The organism is Niallia oryzisoli (genome assembly GCF_043641075.1).
In the GTDB taxonomy this organism is placed as follows: Bacteria; Bacillota; Bacilli; order Bacillales; family Cytobacillaceae; genus Bacillus_BD; species Bacillus_BD oryzisoli_A.
On record NZ_JBHZRC010000001.1, the window covers coordinates 74,686 to 89,893 of the forward strand.

Annotated in this window: 15 protein-coding genes; 10 read left to right on the plus strand and 5 right to left on the minus strand. The window is 36.5% G+C overall.

The features are described 5' to 3' along the window. Window positions 1–142 precede the first annotated feature (142 nt). Window positions 143–607 carry a DinB family protein gene (locus tag ACHUFV_RS00390; protein WP_394231379.1) on the plus strand — a complete coding sequence of 155 codons (465 nt, stop codon included), beginning with the start codon at window positions 143–145 and terminating at the stop codon, window positions 605–607. A 108-nt stretch (window positions 608–715) separates the two neighbouring features. Here the strand turns inward: ACHUFV_RS00390 and ACHUFV_RS00395 are convergent, their stop codons facing one another. Further along, window positions 716–1,309, minus strand: a complete 594-nt coding sequence (locus ACHUFV_RS00395; RefSeq protein ID WP_394231381.1) for a hypothetical protein — start codon at window positions 1,307–1,309, stop codon at window positions 716–718. Between the two features lie 228 nt (window positions 1,310–1,537). Between ACHUFV_RS00395 and ACHUFV_RS00400 the strand changes: the two genes are divergently transcribed. From ACHUFV_RS00400 to ACHUFV_RS00410, 3 genes are all read left to right on the plus strand, one after another. Then, complete coding sequence (locus ACHUFV_RS00400) at window positions 1,538–1,996, plus strand: DinB family protein (RefSeq protein ID WP_394231383.1); 459 nt, start codon at window positions 1,538–1,540, stop codon at window positions 1,994–1,996. A 167-nt stretch (window positions 1,997–2,163) separates the two neighbouring features. Continuing rightward, the gene (locus tag ACHUFV_RS00405; RefSeq protein WP_394231385.1) at window positions 2,164–2,739 is read left to right on the plus strand and encodes a LemA family protein; all 576 of its coding nucleotides are present in this window, start codon (window positions 2,164–2,166) and stop codon (window positions 2,737–2,739) included. Next, window positions 2,739–3,521 carry a TPM domain-containing protein gene (locus ACHUFV_RS00410; protein WP_394231386.1) on the plus strand — a complete coding sequence of 261 codons (783 nt, stop codon included), beginning with the start codon at window positions 2,739–2,741 and terminating at the stop codon, window positions 3,519–3,521. Before ACHUFV_RS00405 ends, ACHUFV_RS00410 begins: the two co-directional genes overlap by 1 nt. A gap of 77 nt (window positions 3,522–3,598) precedes the next feature. On the opposite strand, the gene ACHUFV_RS00415 is transcribed toward ACHUFV_RS00410, so the two are convergent. Further along, window positions 3,599–4,870: an ATP-binding protein gene (locus ACHUFV_RS00415; protein WP_394231388.1), complete on the minus strand. Its 1,272-nt coding sequence runs from the start codon at window positions 4,868–4,870 to the stop codon at window positions 3,599–3,601. Between the two features lie 313 nt (window positions 4,871–5,183). On the opposite strand from ACHUFV_RS00415, the gene ACHUFV_RS00420 reads away from it, so the two are divergent. Beyond that, the gene (locus ACHUFV_RS00420) at window positions 5,184–6,887 is read left to right on the plus strand and encodes a methyl-accepting chemotaxis protein (RefSeq protein ID WP_394231390.1); all 1,704 of its coding nucleotides are present in this window, start codon (window positions 5,184–5,186) and stop codon (window positions 6,885–6,887) included. 76 nt (window positions 6,888–6,963) lie between these two features. On the opposite strand, the gene ACHUFV_RS00425 is transcribed toward ACHUFV_RS00420, so the two are convergent. Continuing rightward, window positions 6,964–8,637 (minus strand): ABC1 kinase family protein, encoded by a 1,674-nt coding sequence (locus ACHUFV_RS00425; RefSeq protein WP_394231392.1) that lies wholly within the window; start codon window positions 8,635–8,637, stop codon window positions 6,964–6,966. A 270-nt stretch (window positions 8,638–8,907) separates the two neighbouring features. Between ACHUFV_RS00425 and speD the strand changes: the two genes are divergently transcribed. Together speD and ACHUFV_RS00435 are read left to right on the plus strand one after the other, a co-directional pair. Then, complete coding sequence (gene speD, locus ACHUFV_RS00430; protein ID WP_394231394.1) at window positions 8,908–9,726, plus strand: adenosylmethionine decarboxylase; 819 nt, start codon at window positions 8,908–8,910, stop codon at window positions 9,724–9,726. Between the two features lie 128 nt (window positions 9,727–9,854). After that, window positions 9,855–10,640 carry an SPOR domain-containing protein gene (locus ACHUFV_RS00435; protein WP_394231396.1) on the plus strand — a complete coding sequence of 262 codons (786 nt, stop codon included), beginning with the start codon at window positions 9,855–9,857 and terminating at the stop codon, window positions 10,638–10,640. Between the two features lie 35 nt (window positions 10,641–10,675). On the opposite strand, the gene ACHUFV_RS00440 is transcribed toward ACHUFV_RS00435, so the two are convergent. Together ACHUFV_RS00440 and ACHUFV_RS00445 are read right to left on the minus strand one after the other, a co-directional pair. After that, entirely contained in the window at window positions 10,676–10,861 is a 186-nt protein-coding gene (locus tag ACHUFV_RS00440; protein ID WP_394231397.1) for a hypothetical protein, read from the minus strand. 230 nt (window positions 10,862–11,091) lie between these two features. After that, window positions 11,092–11,352 (minus strand): small, acid-soluble spore protein, alpha/beta type, encoded by a 261-nt coding sequence (locus ACHUFV_RS00445; RefSeq protein WP_394231399.1) that lies wholly within the window; start codon window positions 11,350–11,352, stop codon window positions 11,092–11,094. Window positions 11,353–11,501: 149 nt separating this feature from the next. On the opposite strand from ACHUFV_RS00445, the gene ACHUFV_RS00450 reads away from it, so the two are divergent. The 3 genes from ACHUFV_RS00450 (at window position 11,502) to adhE (ending at window position 14,974) form a co-directional block, all read left to right on the plus strand. Further along, window positions 11,502–11,831 (plus strand): hypothetical protein, encoded by a 330-nt coding sequence (locus ACHUFV_RS00450; protein WP_394231401.1) that lies wholly within the window; start codon window positions 11,502–11,504, stop codon window positions 11,829–11,831. A 196-nt stretch (window positions 11,832–12,027) separates the two neighbouring features. Then, window positions 12,028–12,255 carry a hypothetical protein gene (locus tag ACHUFV_RS00455; protein ID WP_394231403.1) on the plus strand — a complete coding sequence of 76 codons (228 nt, stop codon included), beginning with the start codon at window positions 12,028–12,030 and terminating at the stop codon, window positions 12,253–12,255. Window positions 12,256–12,352: 97 nt separating this feature from the next. Continuing rightward, window positions 12,353–14,974: a bifunctional acetaldehyde-CoA/alcohol dehydrogenase gene (gene adhE, locus ACHUFV_RS00460; protein WP_394231405.1), complete on the plus strand. Its 2,622-nt coding sequence runs from the start codon at window positions 12,353–12,355 to the stop codon at window positions 14,972–14,974. Window positions 14,975–15,208: the final 234 nt, after the last annotated feature.

The window sequence follows — 15,208 nt, forward strand, 5'->3', positions numbered from 1 at the left end:
TTTCTAAATTGAGCGGATCATTTATGGTATACAAAAAGTTAGAAAAAATAGAAATTTAATGATATTATAGCTTTAATATATTATGTAAAAATGATTATAATACATAATTTAGTAGAAATTGGGATACTGGAGGTTTCAACAAATGGGAGAGGTTATCAAAAAAGAGTTTGAAATCATTAGAACTAGATTGCACGCGAGAATAGCGGAAATATCTGATGAGGTTGCTGATATTCAGCCGGAAGGATTTAACAATACTATCCGCTGGAATATCGGTCATTTATTAGTCGTTACAGAAGGCTTTCTATTTCCGGTCGAGCAGAACCTTCCTGCTCAGTATAAAGAGTTATTTGCTCCGCGTACAAAGCCATCTGATTGGAATGGTGAGGTTCCAACGATTGCGGAACTTATTGAGCAGTTAACAAAACAATATGATCGCATGAAGGAAATACCAAATGAAAAGTTTAATGAAAAACTTGCAGAACCAGTTTTAGGTAATGACACTGTTGGTGAGCTGGCTGTTTTCGGCTGTTTCCATGAATCGTATCATCTAGGACAAATTATGGCTATGAAACGGACAATTGAAGCTTCATTGGCAAAATCAAAATAATAAACGAAAAAAGCTGAATTCAATAGGATGAATTCAGCTTTTTATATAGTAAAAGAGTCATAGATAATGACAAGGATTATAGAAAACGAAGGTGTGCTTTCTTAACGATTAATCCCAGCCAGCATTGGCATTATATTTTGTTCTTGTTACATCCTCGTTGCTACCTCTCCATAAGGATGTTCCGAGAAGGATAAATGCAACACCTGCAATAATTTGTGACACAAGTGACCCATATGGAACTAATTCTGCAAGCACTGCAATGATGAGAAAGGCTGATCCCCAGCGTGAGAGGACCCCTTTCCAAAAGGAGATAGCCGCGAAAAGTAAAATGCCAATTAATAATGAATAAAGTGAAAGATTCATACCAAAGACAGCTGTGTGTAGACCAGTATCCATTAATTCAGGGGCACTTTTCAAAATATCTGCCACAACAAAGGTTTGAAACCATTTAAAGCCAAGCCACAGGGATGTACCAAGAGATAAGATGATAAAACTAAATAGACCAAATCCCCCAAAACTCTTATATTGTGATAGATAAAGTCCAATGATTCCAAATGCTATGAAACTGTAGCCAACCTGGTCAAAATAGGTTGCGATAAAAGAATCCTGGTCAAAATAAAACCAAACCTGCACAAGCGCAATTGCCAACCCTCCTATAATTGAACTTAATCCAAAAAGGCGAAGCAATCCAGCAAATGTCATTTTAATCACCTCTATACGGATTTTTATATAACAGTAAAATGTATGCGCTTGTTCTGATAATTATGGTTTAGTGATTATTTGAACATTAAATAATTTAAACTAAGCATGTGATGATGTCTTTAATGTATTTAGTTACAGCAATTTGGGGAAATAGGTTAGGGTTGAATAGTTGTTTTATCTTCATAACTATTACATAATAATAGAGACAAATTTAAGTGGAGGGATCTTATGAGTGATTTGCTTAAAAAGCAATTTGAAATGGGCAGAGAAGGTTTATTTAAAGATATGGGGAATGTCTCAACGGAAATAGCTGATGTTCAGCCAAATGGACTTCCTAATACGATTCATTGGCAGCTAGGACATATTTTAACAGCGGCTGATAACTTTATTTTTGGAGCAGATAAGCAGCTTCCAGCTCGATATAATGAGTTATTTGGCTATGGTTCCAAGCCATCGTCTTGGCAGGATGATGCTCCAAGTATTGAAACACTTATTGAGCAGCTGAAAAAACAACTGGAGCAAATTAAGGAAATCCCGAATGAGCGTTTTAATGATCCATTACAGGAGCCTATCTTAGGTAATTCTACATTTGGAGAATTAATCAGTTTTACTTCATTTCATGAATTAGCCCATATTGGACAAGTACATATCATGAAAAAGGTTGCAGAAAATGTAAATAGAAATTAGAAGTCGGCTGATTTGATTCAGCCTTTTTTAGTTTATACCTAAATGGAAAGGTAGGAGGTTCAGCTCTACTTATGTTGGAAATATTTTTCTAAAGTGGTATATATAATAAAAGTGTAACTCTATAAAAGATAATCTGGTTCTATTTGTAATAGGAAGGGGAATAAGTGATGAAAAAAGGTTTGTTAGGCTTTGGGATAGTTGCAGCCGTGTTAATCGTTCTGGGGATAACGTTAGCCTCAAGCTATAATGGCTATGTCAACCTAGAAGAAAATGTTGATCAATCCTATGCTCAAATTGAAAACCAACTGCAAAGACGGCTTGATTTAATTCCAAATCTTGTAAATACAGTGAAGGGATATGCAGCGCATGAGGAAGAAGTATTGACTGCGATTTCTGATGCACGCGCAAGGCTTGCTGGTGCAAAATCCCCGGAGGAAGAGGCAACAGCAAATGCTGAGTTGTCTGGTGCTCTTAGCCGGCTGCTCGTTGTCGTTGAAAATTACCCGAATTTGAAGGCGGATCAACAGTTTACTCAACTAATGGATGAGCTGGCCGGGACAGAAAATCGAATTTCGGTGGCACGAAAAGATTACAATGAGCAGGTAGCGGTATATAACAAAAAGGTAAAAAGCTTTCCGGGGGTCATCGTTGCGAATGTGACAGGATTCGATGAAAAGGAATATTTTGAAGCGGACCCTAATGCAGGGGAAGCACCCAAGGTTGACTTTGGAGGCAGTCAATAATGAAAGGAATACGGTTCTTCAGCATTTTATTCCTGCTGCTTCCTTTTTTTCTTTATGAAGGGAAAGCGGCTGCTGAGGATAATCAAATTCCACCACCGGTCGGAGATATATATGTTCAAGACTTTGCTAATGTTTTAACTGAACAGGAAAAGCAGGATATTCGTAGTTTAGGACGGTCGGTAGAAGAACAAACGACAGCCCAAATTGTTGTATTAACAGTGGATACTATTGGAGACCGAACTGTCGAGGAATATGCAAACGAGGCTTTCCGGCAATATGGAATAGGGAATGAAGAAGAAGATAACGGAGTTCTCTTCCTTATCGGTATGAACCCTTCTCCTGGGATGGAAAAACGACCGTTAAGAATTGAAGTAGGTTATGGCTTAGAAGGAAGGCTACCAGATGGGAAGGTTGGCCGGATTCTTGATGATATTACACTTCCATTCCTGCAAAATGGGCAGCTTGGCTTAGCGGTTACAGAAACCTATAAAGTGCTGGTAAATGAAGTATTAACTGAGTATGGTATCGAAGGTGGTCTGCAGCCAATTGAGCAGCCGAACCAGCAAGCAGCAGATGATGCTGGATCAGGGATTCCCTCATGGCTGTTTCTAATTATTGTTGTCATCGTATTATTTTTAGATTTTAAATTTTTTGGCGGTTTTCTTACACATATCCTGCTTTCTATTTTGTCTCGTGGCGGGGGCAGAGGTGGAGGAGGGGATGGTCCTCGTGGTGGGGGAGGTGGTTCTTCTGGTGGAGGTGGAGCTAGCAGAGGCTGGTAAAAGGATAAACTTCTTTTTTCAAAGTAAAAAAAGTCTCGAGGTTTCCTCAAGACTTTTTTTACTTGTACGAGTGTGCTTTAAGCAATAAAGCTTTCATTCTGAAAGCTTGGAAGAATTAATGTAAAGCAGGTTCCCCTGGAGTATTCACTTGACACCTGGATGGTCCCATGCATACTTTTTATAATACTAAAGGATACCATCATACCTAACCCCGTGCCCTTTTCCTTTGTTGTAAAGTATGGTTCGCCAAGACGATCTATTTGTTCTTGTGTCATGCCGACCCCTTCATCCTGAATATCAATTTTAATCATGCCATCATTGTAGCTCTGCGTAATTGTTAGTTCACCATTTGTTTTCATGGATTCTATGCCGTTTTTAAAAATATTTATTAAGCATTGTTGGAATTTTTTTCTTTCTCCTTTTGTAAAATGATCATGCTCTAAAAGAGAGAGCTTTATTTCTACCCCATTCATGGTTGCTAATGGAATCACTACGTTAACCGCATGCTGAATTTCTTCACTAATATTTACTTTCTCTTCTCGATCTGGTGTCGGTTTAGCAAAGGTAAGATAATCATTTATGACCTCTGTGGCACGATCTAATTCTTTTAAGGCAATGTCACTGTACTGCTTTCGCGTTTCCTCTGAGATATCATCTGATAACAACTGGATAAAGCCTCTTGCAGCTGTTAACGGGTTACGTACTTCATGTGAAATACTTGCAGCTAAATGACTGACCGTTTGTAATTTCTCTGCTTTAATAAGTTTTTGGAGTACCTGGAAGTTTGTTTTAATACCTTCCCAAAGCAATGTTGCAATAGACATTGCTATCATATGGATAATCACTAAATTGAGCCAGAAGGCGATACTAATTTCATAGTTAAATTGAACTTTTGCTAACAATAATGTAAATGAAAGACCGATAAAAGTAAGGACTAAATTTAACACTACTTTATGCTTCAACAGTATTTTTGAATAAAATTTAGAAACGAAAACGATAACAAATCCCATAATAGTGAACGTTACTAGTGATGTATAAAAACCATCTCCGCCTTGGAGAAACCGAATGATGAGCGTTAGGATGATTAATAGGTAACCTAGTTTATATCCACCGTATAGTCCGCCTAAAATAAAGGGAATCCAACGCAAATCCCAAATGAAATTTTCATTTGTATACACAGGAAATATCATACATAAGATCAGTGAAACAATTGGAAATAAGGAAAGAGTCCAATCTCGGACACTTTCTAAACGGTAAGCATACTTAATCATATATAGGATTTGCATTAAACATAATGCAAGCAGTATAAATAAAAAATTAATAAGCAAATCTTTTGTTACAAGATCCATGGGTGCACCGCGCCTTTAAAAATTTTGAATTATCACAAATTTATAATCAAATCATACCAAGAGACGCAGAATTTTGCTAGAAAAAAATAGCATATTGCTATTATTTATTATAGGAATTTTATTATAGGAGTATTTTACTATAAAAAGTATTCTCTATTCATGTTGAATGGTGTAAAATTTCAGGAGTATATCATTGAATGTGTGATATTTATCACTTTAATAGCAGTGAAAAAGTACTATTCTGAATTTTGTAGGAAAAATACGAAAACGAATTCAAAGTAAACGGGCTAAAAGAAAAAGGGGAGAAAAATAGATGAAAAGAGGGATAACTTGGCAATTGGGTACCATCATTGTTTGTGTGTTATTTGTCTCAATGGTGATTACCTCTTTATCCAATTATTGGGTTACGTATAAACATACATATGAAGCAGCAGGTATTGAAGCTGTAGGATGTGCCAATATTACAACAGGACTAATTTCCCCTGAAGATATTGTCAAAGTAATAAAAGGTGACGAAGCTACAAGGGAGAAATTAGAGGAGACCATTAGCTGGACGGTTCAGCATAAACAACTTTTTGAAAATCAATATATTATCAGCATGGATGGCACGCTTATTGCTGTTGACGAAAACATGAAAAAACAAGGATTTAAAGCTGGTGATACATTTTATATTGATAAAAAACTTATCGAAACGAGTATGGAAACAAAACATCCGCAATACTCTGAAATTTACGATTTTGGCGGGATGAAAAGGTTAACAGGCTATGCTCCCATTTTCGAGGATCACAATCCAAATAAAAAAATTATTGCTTTCAATGCCATTGATTTCAATGCGAAAATTGTCTCGGAACGTACATGGGAGTCTGTGAAAGGAACGGTTATTTTAGGCCTATTACCTATGCTGATTGCATGTATTATAACCATTTGGATGATTAGAAAAAGGACGAAACCGATTACTAGTTTAATAGAATATGCACAAAAGATTTCAAATGGAGATTTAACTGCCCCTAACATAAATACAAAGAACCATGATGAGATTGGTGATTTGGGACAGGCATTGAATGATATGGCGAAAAACCTACGTGAACTGATCCAGCAAGTTAGTTCCAGTGCTGAACGTGTAGCAGCATCCTCTATTGACTTGCATCAGGGTGCTAAACAAACAAGTTATGTTACAGAGCAAATTACAGTTACGATGAGTCAAATGGCATATAGTGTTGATAAACAAGCGCAGAGTGTAGATGAAACCTCTCAAACAGTGAATGAACTATCTGCAGGAGTTTATCAAATCGCCAATAATGCACAAAATGTGACTATTACGGCAAAGCGTGCTTCTGATAAAGCCTCTGAAGGAGGACATGCAATTAATACAGCTGTGAAGCAGATGAATTCGATTCAGGAAACAGTGACTGGACTGGCTCAAGCAGTAAAGGGTTTAGGTGATCGTTCAGAGGAAATCGGTGAAATAGTAGAGGTCATTACGGGGATTGCAGCCCAAACGAATTTACTAGCCTTAAATGCTGCAATCGAAGCAGCTAGGGCAGGTGAAAACGGACGCGGGTTCGCGGTGGTTGCTGACGAAGTGCGTAAATTAGCAGAACAATCAGCTGGATCAGCAAAACAAATCTCAACGTTAATTTCAGCTATTCAGGATGAGACAAGTAAAGCTGTACGATCGATGGAAGTTGTTTCAAAAGAAACAGTGACAGGAATTGGGATTGTCAATCATGCAGGGGAATCCTTTGAAAATATTGAGGAGTCTATTATTGAGGTGAATGAGCAGATTCAAAAAGTAACGGCAGCTGCTCAACAAATGGTTGCGGGTACAGAAAAAATGGTACAATCAATGGTGTTAATAACAGACGTTGCAGAAATGGCTGCATCCGGTACACAGCAAGTATCGGCTGCAACGGATGAACAATTAGCATCAATGGAAGAAATCTCAGCATCTGCGAGTATTCTTGAAAATATGGCCGAAGAACTTCAGATGATTATTAGAAAGTTTAAAATTGAATAAAGATGACATCGGAAAAATAGTGGTTACACTAATTTAGCAGGTGAAAAAGGACGGATCATGGTGAACCGTCCCTTTTTCACATTTTTCCAGATTTAAGAATTGCATAAAGGATAAATAAGAACATAAGCGTAGCCACAATAGAGCCAACCTCTATGGCTGGAAATTCCCATAATAAATTTCGCTGGCCTGCAATGGCACCTCCAATAATAAGTCCAACCATAAGAATGCTAAAGGAAAGTAAAATAATGCTAAAAGCAAGTCTATTACTTATTTTATCGAGTCTAAGTAAAAATTGTTTAAATTCAGGAACACTGATTTCAAAGTGCAGTTTTCCTTTTTGAATCGTTGTCGTTAGATCTTTAAGGCTTTTCGGTACCTTTGATAATAAGTGTATATTTTCGACTAAGTCATTCCAGGAACCTTTAATGACCTTCTTTGGTTCAAAACGATGCCGTAATAATTTTTCACCAAAGGGTTTGACCGTATCCATAATACTAAGAGTAGGATCTAAGTCCTTGACGACCCCCTCAATAATCAGCAGTGTCTTACCCAATGCAGTCAAATCGGAAGGAATCTGAATATGATGATGATGGATGATCGTAAGCAGGTCGCTTAATGCTGAGCCGATACTTATTTGACTTAATGGAATATCAGAATATTTCATGACAAATTCATCAATTTCATTATATAAAGAAGTAAAATTCGTTTCTTCTGTGTGTATTCCCAAACCTGCAATAGCTTTTAGAAGACCTTTTGTGTTTTTGCGCTGCAAATTAATAACCAATGAAGCAAAATGATATTTAGTGTCTTCGCTTAATCTTCCAACCATGCCAAAGTCCAAAAAGGCAATTCGATTTCCTGGCAGGATATAGATATTTCCTGGATGCGGGTCGCCGTGGAAAAAGCCCTCGATTAAGATTTGGTGAAGCATCGCTTCAGTAATCCGTTCGGCAATAATTTTTCGATTATAACCTTCCTCATCAAGCTTTTTTTTATTATTGACTTTTACTCCATCAACAAAGTCCATTGTTAATATTTTTTTGGTTGTAAGGTTCCAATGTACCTTTGGTATGTGTATGTCCATATTATGAGTGAATTGATGAGCAATGCGTTCGCTGTTTCTTCCTTCAATTTGATAATCTAGTTCCGCTCTCAAGCTGTTTGAAAATTCTTCAATGATTTTGCGAATTTGATAGGTTTTGGCCCAGGCAATTTTTTCTTCCATAATTCTGGCTAAATCATCCAATATTTCTAAATCTGTTTCAACAATTGGTTTAATATCCGGACGTTGAATCTTAACTGCAACCTGTTCTCCCGTATGTAACGTCGCTACATGAACTTGGCCAATAGAAGCACTTGCGAGAGGAATTTCTGAAAAGGAATGAAACAAATTACTAATAGTGTCTCCTAATTCTAGTTCAATCATTTCACGTGCTTGTTGATAAGAAAAGGATGAGACTTGATCTTGCAGCTTTTCTAACTCTTCCGCAATTTCAATCGGAACAAGGTCACGTCTAGTACTGGCAATTTGTCCAAGCTTAATAAAGGTGGGTCCTAAACCTTGAAGTACTTCTCTTAATTTAATTCCAGCATATTTCTTGCTCAATTGTGCATCGGTTTCCTTGTGCTTGTTAGGTAAATGATGCTTTGTTAAACCTAATCGATAAACTAAATGACTAAATCCGTTGCGTAAAAAAGCATTGCTAATTTCTTGATATCTATGTGCATGTTTTAATCTTTTGCCAAGCATGTATGTTCCCCCAAATCAAGAATTTCTAGTAAGTTCATTTATCCCGCCAGTATTGCCATGCTTGAGTTTTCTATAGTAGGGTTTGACAGATTCACCTTATTCTATATGATACAACATTTTATATGATTCGTATGCTAATTCATAAAATAGACATCTGATTCTGCTTTTTACTATGTGTGTTTTTTAAAAAGAATTGGGGAATATACTAATATTTAAGAAGAAAATTTGCCGCAATTTCTAGATGGACTACAAAGAAAGGGGCAAAAAGAAATGACACTTACGCCACAACAGCGTATTGAATTGCATGGTTTCAATAACTTAACCAAGTCATTAAGCTTTAATATGTATGATATCTGTTACACAAGTACAAAAGCGGAACGTGAAGCCTATATTGAGTACATTGATGAGCAGTACAATGCAGATAGATTAACCAATATACTGAAACATGTTGCAGATATTATTGGTGCGCATGTATTAAATGTCGCAAAACAGGATTATGTACCCCAGGGAGCGAGCGTTACTGTACTTGTGTCAGAAGGTCCAGTTGTGGAAGTACCGACGGAATCCTTTGAGCAAACGCCTGGTCCTTTACCAGACAATGTTGTTTTGCAGCTTGACAAAAGCCATATTACTGTACATACGTATCCAGAGTATCATCCGGAAGAAGGAATCAGTACGTTCAGGGCAGATATTGATGTATCAACCTGCGGTGAAATCTCCCCGCTAAAAGCATTAAATTACTTAATTCATTCTTTTGAAACAGATGTCATGTCAATTGATTACCGGGTAAGAGGCTTTACAAGAGCGAAAGACGGACATAAGCTTTTTATCGACCATGATATTAACTCGATTCAGAATTATATTCCGAAAAAAATGAAAGAAATGTACGATATGATTGATGTAAATGTTTATCAGGAAAATATTTTTCATACTAAATGCAAATTAAAGGAATTTGATTTAAACAACTACTTATTTGGATATACAAAAGACAAGCTGAATCCGGATGAGATTGAAGAAATTACGGCTAATTTGACTGCTGAAATGGATGAAATATTTTATGGGAAGAACATAAATCGTCATTTACAATAAACAGGAGTTCCTTGATAAGTTATATTTTTTCCTTTAAAACAGGAATCAAATAGAATACCTAACACTGTATTCATTCTGTTCCCATACTATAATAATGAAATGTAGATATTATTGAATGGGGAAATTAGATGAATAATTCTCAGTTAAGCTCTGATGGGGCAAAAAATGTTTACAAGGTAATCGCAGGTTCTTTTAGGAGTAGGGAAAATGCTGATAGTCGTCTCTTGTTATTACAAACAAAAGGAATAGAAGCATTTGTGCACGCCGTGACTATTTCAAATGAAAAAATGTATCGAGTTCAAGCCGGTGTATTTTCAATCAGAGGAAATGCCGATAAAAGGCTGGAGGAAGTAATCCTTGCGGGAATAAAAGATGCATTTATTGTTGCCGAAGCTACATCGGACAGGCAAAACCCTGTACAAGTATCTATAATGGGTGGGATTCTTCTAACTCCAGAGCAATTGGATCTTTTTGTGCAGGAAATAAATCCTCAAGCACCTGAAATAGGAAAATATTATATTAGCTATGGAACCGATTATGGAATAAGTGGGGATATCGCTTTTGCTCAGGCAATTCTTGAAACAGACTATTTCCGTTTTACCGGAGTGGTACAACCATACCAAAATAATTTCTCTGGATTAGGTTCAACTGGACCCGATGATCCTGGTGCCATTTTTAAGACACCAAGTGATGGGGTTCTTGCACATATTCAACATTTATTTGCATATGCGTCTAAAAGTCCGCTTCCTAATCAATATCCATTAGTTGACCCTCGATTTTATCTTGTAAAAAGAGGCAGTGCACAAGCATGGGTAGATTTAAATGGAAAATGGGCTGTTCCAGGAGAAAATTATGGACAAACAATCTTAAATATTTACAAAAGGATGCTGAATAAGTCGAACGCTAGTAAATAGTAAAAGCTGTTGAGTAATCAACAGCTTTTACTATTTCAAGATCGTTGGATCATAGAACTGGAATAATTTTTAACAAGCTTTTGTAAATTTCGATGGCTCTCTCTTACTTTAATGGATTCATCAATAATTCTCTGAAAGCCCTCTAAGTCTTTATCGTTGGCATTGAGAACGGATCTTGTCACACTTTCGGCGATTTGTTGTAAGGTTGGTTCTGAGCTCATAATAATGACCACCTTTCCTTAATTTGCTCCTTAATAATTTATCGAAAGGTACCTTATTTTCCTGCCAAGAAGAACCTAAATTTATCAACAATTATCAGCAAATTCATTTCTATTTAGATATACTTCAACATAATCCTGTTTTATTAGTCTAATTAATATAAAAAAAATCAACCAAATTCTGATTAATAGAATTTGGTTGATTCCATGTTTCATTGAAACATCTGAAGGATTTAATGCTTATCCTTTAAATTTTGCTGGGCCATCTTTACAAGCTCTTTTACCATATTACCACCCAGCCTTCCTCCAACCTTTCCAGCTTGTTCGGCTGTAAGCTGTCCATTGTAACCTTTTTTTAGCGGTACGCCGACTTCTTCGGCTGCTTCAAACTTTGCATCTTCAGGACTTTGTGTCCCGGCAACTTTTGCTTTTAATTGATTGAGTTCTGCTCGCGCCTCAGGTACAAGTATTTTATTTCTATTTTTACGTGCCATGGTCAATCCCTCCTTTTTCTAGAATGCCCTAAAAGTGTTAGGAAAATGAAAAATCAAATGATGAGCAATTAAATTGTATGTTTTTTGAGAATAATGATATTATTTGAATAATAGGGATTGGCAGTTAATGTTGGTGAAAGGGGAACAGTATGAGGAATCTATTAACGATCGATGAATATTTAGATTTGTATCTTCTTGCAGAAGATCTTGGTGATCAAGCATGGCAAAATGAAATTATCCAGAAGCTTAAGAATGGAGAATTTATTGCTGAACATACAGTCAAAATTCGTAACCTCTGGAAACGTTATAAAAAGGTTAATATGGAAATGCTGGATCTCTATCGACGACTACATGACGATTCATCTAACGAAGCATTAACGGAAAAGATTCGTATTCTTAAGCAGCAGCGAATCACATTAAACCGCCAAATTCAATTTGAACAAAGGAAGTCAAAGCAGCACCATTCAAATACACAATAAAACTGCACACTATATCAAGGGACAGTCCCAGTTGTTCTAGAAGAACAGGGGATTGTCTCTTATTACATTAATAAGATAAATAAATTGTTTAAGTTAGTTTGTGAAAAAATGTTCATATATTGTTCAATATTTCACAAACTTTTATAGAAATTTATATGTTATGCTTTAGCCATAGAAAAACAAGGGAGTGATAAACATGATGATTAGTAAATGGAAAAACTTCAGCACCGACACAGAAACATACACACAAGATGCATTTGAAGGTTTAGTCGGTGATTGTTTTGAAGCGATGATTATTCAGGAAAGTGACCATATTCCTTCCTATATATGGACAAATAATTTCGTGGTTATCGTAAAAAATAATTCAAGTATGTTTACCGATATTTCCTTTGAAAAAATCCCGAGAAACCCTATTGTTGGATAGTAAGGATGTATTACGAGTAAGAATGGTTAAAAGCAAGGCTGCATTTTTTTTAAGATATCATGTGAAATATTTCACATAAAAATGGAGGAAATTTAAAATGGCTATTAAAGAAAAAGAGTTAACAACAGAAAAGGTAATAAAGGAAAATCAAACTGCTTCAGATATGGTAAATAAACTAGTTGAAAAAGGTCAAGAAGCATTAAAAGAATTTCAAAGCTTTGATCAAGAAAAAATAGATAAAATTGTAAAAAATATGGCCTTAGCTGGATTAGATCAGCATATGCCGCTTGCAAAACTTGCGGTTGAGGAAACAGGCAGAGGTGTATATGAAGATAAGATTATTAAAAATATCTTCGCTACTGAATATATCTACAATAATATTAAATATGATAAAACGGTTGGAATTATTAGAGAAAACGAATTGGAAGGCACCTATGAAATTGCTGAGCCTGTTGGTGTCATTGCAGGTGTAACACCCGTTACAAATCCAACCTCTACAACAATGTTTAAGGCCTTGATTTCAATAAAAACTCGTAACCCAATTATTTTTGCTTTCCATCCATCAGCACAAAAATGCAGCAGTGAGGCTGCGAGAATTTTAAGAGATGCAGCTATTTTAGCCGGAGCTCCTGAGAATTGTATTCAATGGATAGAGAAGCCGTCATTAGATGCGACTCAAGCGCTAATGAATCATGATGATATTGCCGTAATATTAGCTACAGGTGGTTCAGGAATGGTCAAATCTGCTTATAGCTCTGGAAAACCAGCCCTTGGTGTTGGTCCTGGAAATGTTCCTTGCTATATTGAAAAAAGTGCTAATATTGGGCGATCTGTCAATGATTTAATTCTATCTAAAACCTTCGATAATGGTATGATCTGCGCATCTGAGCAGGCTGTTATTATTGATAAAGAGATCTATGCAGAAGTTAAAAATGAATTAATTGCAAATGGCTGCTACTTTTTAAATGATGAAGAAAGAGCAAAGGTTGAAAAGCTGGTTATTAATGAAAAATCCTGTGCAGTAAATGCACAAATTGTTGGGAAACCAGCCTATCAAATCGCCCAAATGGCGGGGGTTACGGTGCCTGAAGATACTAAAATATTAATTGCTGAATTACAAGGTGTTGGACCACAATATCCGCTATCCCGTGAAAAATTGAGTCCTGTATTAGCCTGCTATAAAGTAAATAATCATCAAGAAGGGCTTAGAAGAGCGGAAGAAATGCTTGAGTTCGGAGGTTTGGGCCATTCAGCAGTGATCCATACGACAAACGAGGAAATTATGAAGGAATTTGGCCTAAAAATGAAGGCTTGCCGTATTATTGTTAACGCACCATCTTCACAAGGTGCCATTGGTGATATTTACAATGCCTTTATGCCATCACTGACACTCGGCTGTGGTACATTTGGCGGTAACTCTGTGTCATCAAACGTTGGGGCAATTCATTTGATTAATACAAAAAAAATGGCAAAAAGGAAAGTGAATATGCAATGGTTTAAAGTTCCAGCAAAAATATATTTTGAAAAGAATTCAATTCAATATTTAGCATCCATGAAAAATATCTCAAGGGCATTTATTGTAACAGATCCTGGAATGGTCAAATTAGGTTATGTTGATAAAGTTCTATATTATTTAAGGAAGCGTCCGGATTTAGTACAATGTGAAGTATTTTCTGAAGTTGAGCCAGATCCATCTATTGATACAGTCATGAAAGGTGCAGAGATGATGGCGAAGTTCCAGCCTGATGTCATCATAACGCTAGGTGGAGGATCTGCAATGGATGCTGCAAAAGGCATGTGGCTGTTCTATGAATATGAGGATACTGATTTCTTTGGTCTCAAACAAAAGTTTATGGATATCAGAAAACGGATTGTTAAATTCCCGGAATTAGGCAGAAAGGCACAGCTTGTTGCGATTCCGACAACGTCCGGAACAGGCTCTGAGGTAACATCCTTCTCTGTTATTACAGATAAAAAGGCAAATATGAAATACCCATTGGCAGATTATGAGTTAACACCGGATGTTGCCATTATTGATCCACAATTCGTGATGTCCCTGCCAAAAACCGTTACAGCTGACACAGGTTTAGATGTTCTGACACATGCAGTTGAAGCCTATGTCTCTGTGATGGCGAATGATTATACTGATGGCTTAGCACTAAAGGCTATCCAGCTTGTATTTGAATACCTGCCAAGAGCGTACCGTAATGGCAATGATGAAGAAGCTCGTGAAAAAATGCACAATGCATCAGCCATTGCTGGAATGGCGTTTGCCAATGCATTCCTAGGAATTAATCACAGCCTTGCACATAAATTAGGCGCAGAATTCCATATTGCACATGGCCGTGCTAATGCGATTCTTTTACCGCATGTGATTCGCTATAATGCAACTAAGCCTAAGAAATTTGCTGCTTTTCCTAAATATGAAAAGTTTATCGCGGACAAACGCTATGCTGAAATTGCCAGATTTCTTGGATTGCCTGCTCGCACAACTGAAGAAGGTGTAGAAAGCTTTATTCAGGCTGTAATTAAACTAGCTAAAGAGCTGAATATTCCTATGAGCATCGAAGCAAATGGAATCGATAAGGATCTGTTTGAAAGAAAGGTGGAATTTTTGGCAGATAAAGCATTTGAAGATCAATGTACAACAGCAAATCCAAAGCTTCCTCTTGTAAGAGAATTAGCAGAAATCTATCGTCAAGCATATAAAGGCATTTAAATTAAGCAAATTAATGATAGATTGATAGAGAAAAGGTCAGCTCAATTTCCTTGCGAGCTGACTTTTATTCTATCAAAAAGCTTTCATTTATATAATCAAGTGATTTTTTTTCGGAATTGTGACAAATTTGAGTCAAAACATTTTGAAATTAAATATAAATAAGGTTATAATAAGGTTAATCAATAATGAAAGCGCTTTAAAAATGATGAGAGAGATTTAAGGACTATCCAGATT

Coding starts and splice junctions, on each gene's coding strand:
- ACHUFV_RS00390 (WP_394231379.1), top strand. CDS start 143: ATGGGAGAGGTTATCAAAAAAGAGTTTGAAATCATTAGAACTAGATTG.
- ACHUFV_RS00395 (WP_394231381.1), bottom strand. CDS start 1,309: ATGACATTTGCTGGATTGCTTCGCCTTTTTGGATTAAGTTCAATTATA.
- ACHUFV_RS00400 (WP_394231383.1), top strand. CDS start 1,538: ATGAGTGATTTGCTTAAAAAGCAATTTGAAATGGGCAGAGAAGGTTTA.
- ACHUFV_RS00405 (WP_394231385.1), top strand. CDS start 2,164: ATGAAAAAAGGTTTGTTAGGCTTTGGGATAGTTGCAGCCGTGTTAATC.
- ACHUFV_RS00410 (WP_394231386.1), top strand. CDS start 2,739: ATGAAAGGAATACGGTTCTTCAGCATTTTATTCCTGCTGCTTCCTTTT.
- ACHUFV_RS00415 (WP_394231388.1), bottom strand. CDS start 4,870: ATGGATCTTGTAACAAAAGATTTGCTTATTAATTTTTTATTTATACTG.
- ACHUFV_RS00420 (WP_394231390.1), top strand. CDS start 5,184: ATGAAAAGAGGGATAACTTGGCAATTGGGTACCATCATTGTTTGTGTG.
- ACHUFV_RS00425 (WP_394231392.1), bottom strand. CDS start 8,637: ATGCTTGGCAAAAGATTAAAACATGCACATAGATATCAAGAAATTAGC.
- speD (WP_394231394.1), top strand. CDS start 8,908: ATGACACTTACGCCACAACAGCGTATTGAATTGCATGGTTTCAATAAC.
- ACHUFV_RS00435 (WP_394231396.1), top strand. CDS start 9,855: ATGAATAATTCTCAGTTAAGCTCTGATGGGGCAAAAAATGTTTACAAG.
- ACHUFV_RS00440 (WP_394231397.1), bottom strand. CDS start 10,861: ATGAGCTCAGAACCAACCTTACAACAAATCGCCGAAAGTGTGACAAGA.
- ACHUFV_RS00445 (WP_394231399.1), bottom strand. CDS start 11,352: ATGGCACGTAAAAATAGAAATAAAATACTTGTACCTGAGGCGCGAGCA.
- ACHUFV_RS00450 (WP_394231401.1), top strand. CDS start 11,502: ATGAGGAATCTATTAACGATCGATGAATATTTAGATTTGTATCTTCTT.
- ACHUFV_RS00455 (WP_394231403.1), top strand. CDS start 12,028: ATGATGATTAGTAAATGGAAAAACTTCAGCACCGACACAGAAACATAC.
- adhE (WP_394231405.1), top strand. CDS start 12,353: ATGGCTATTAAAGAAAAAGAGTTAACAACAGAAAAGGTAATAAAGGAA.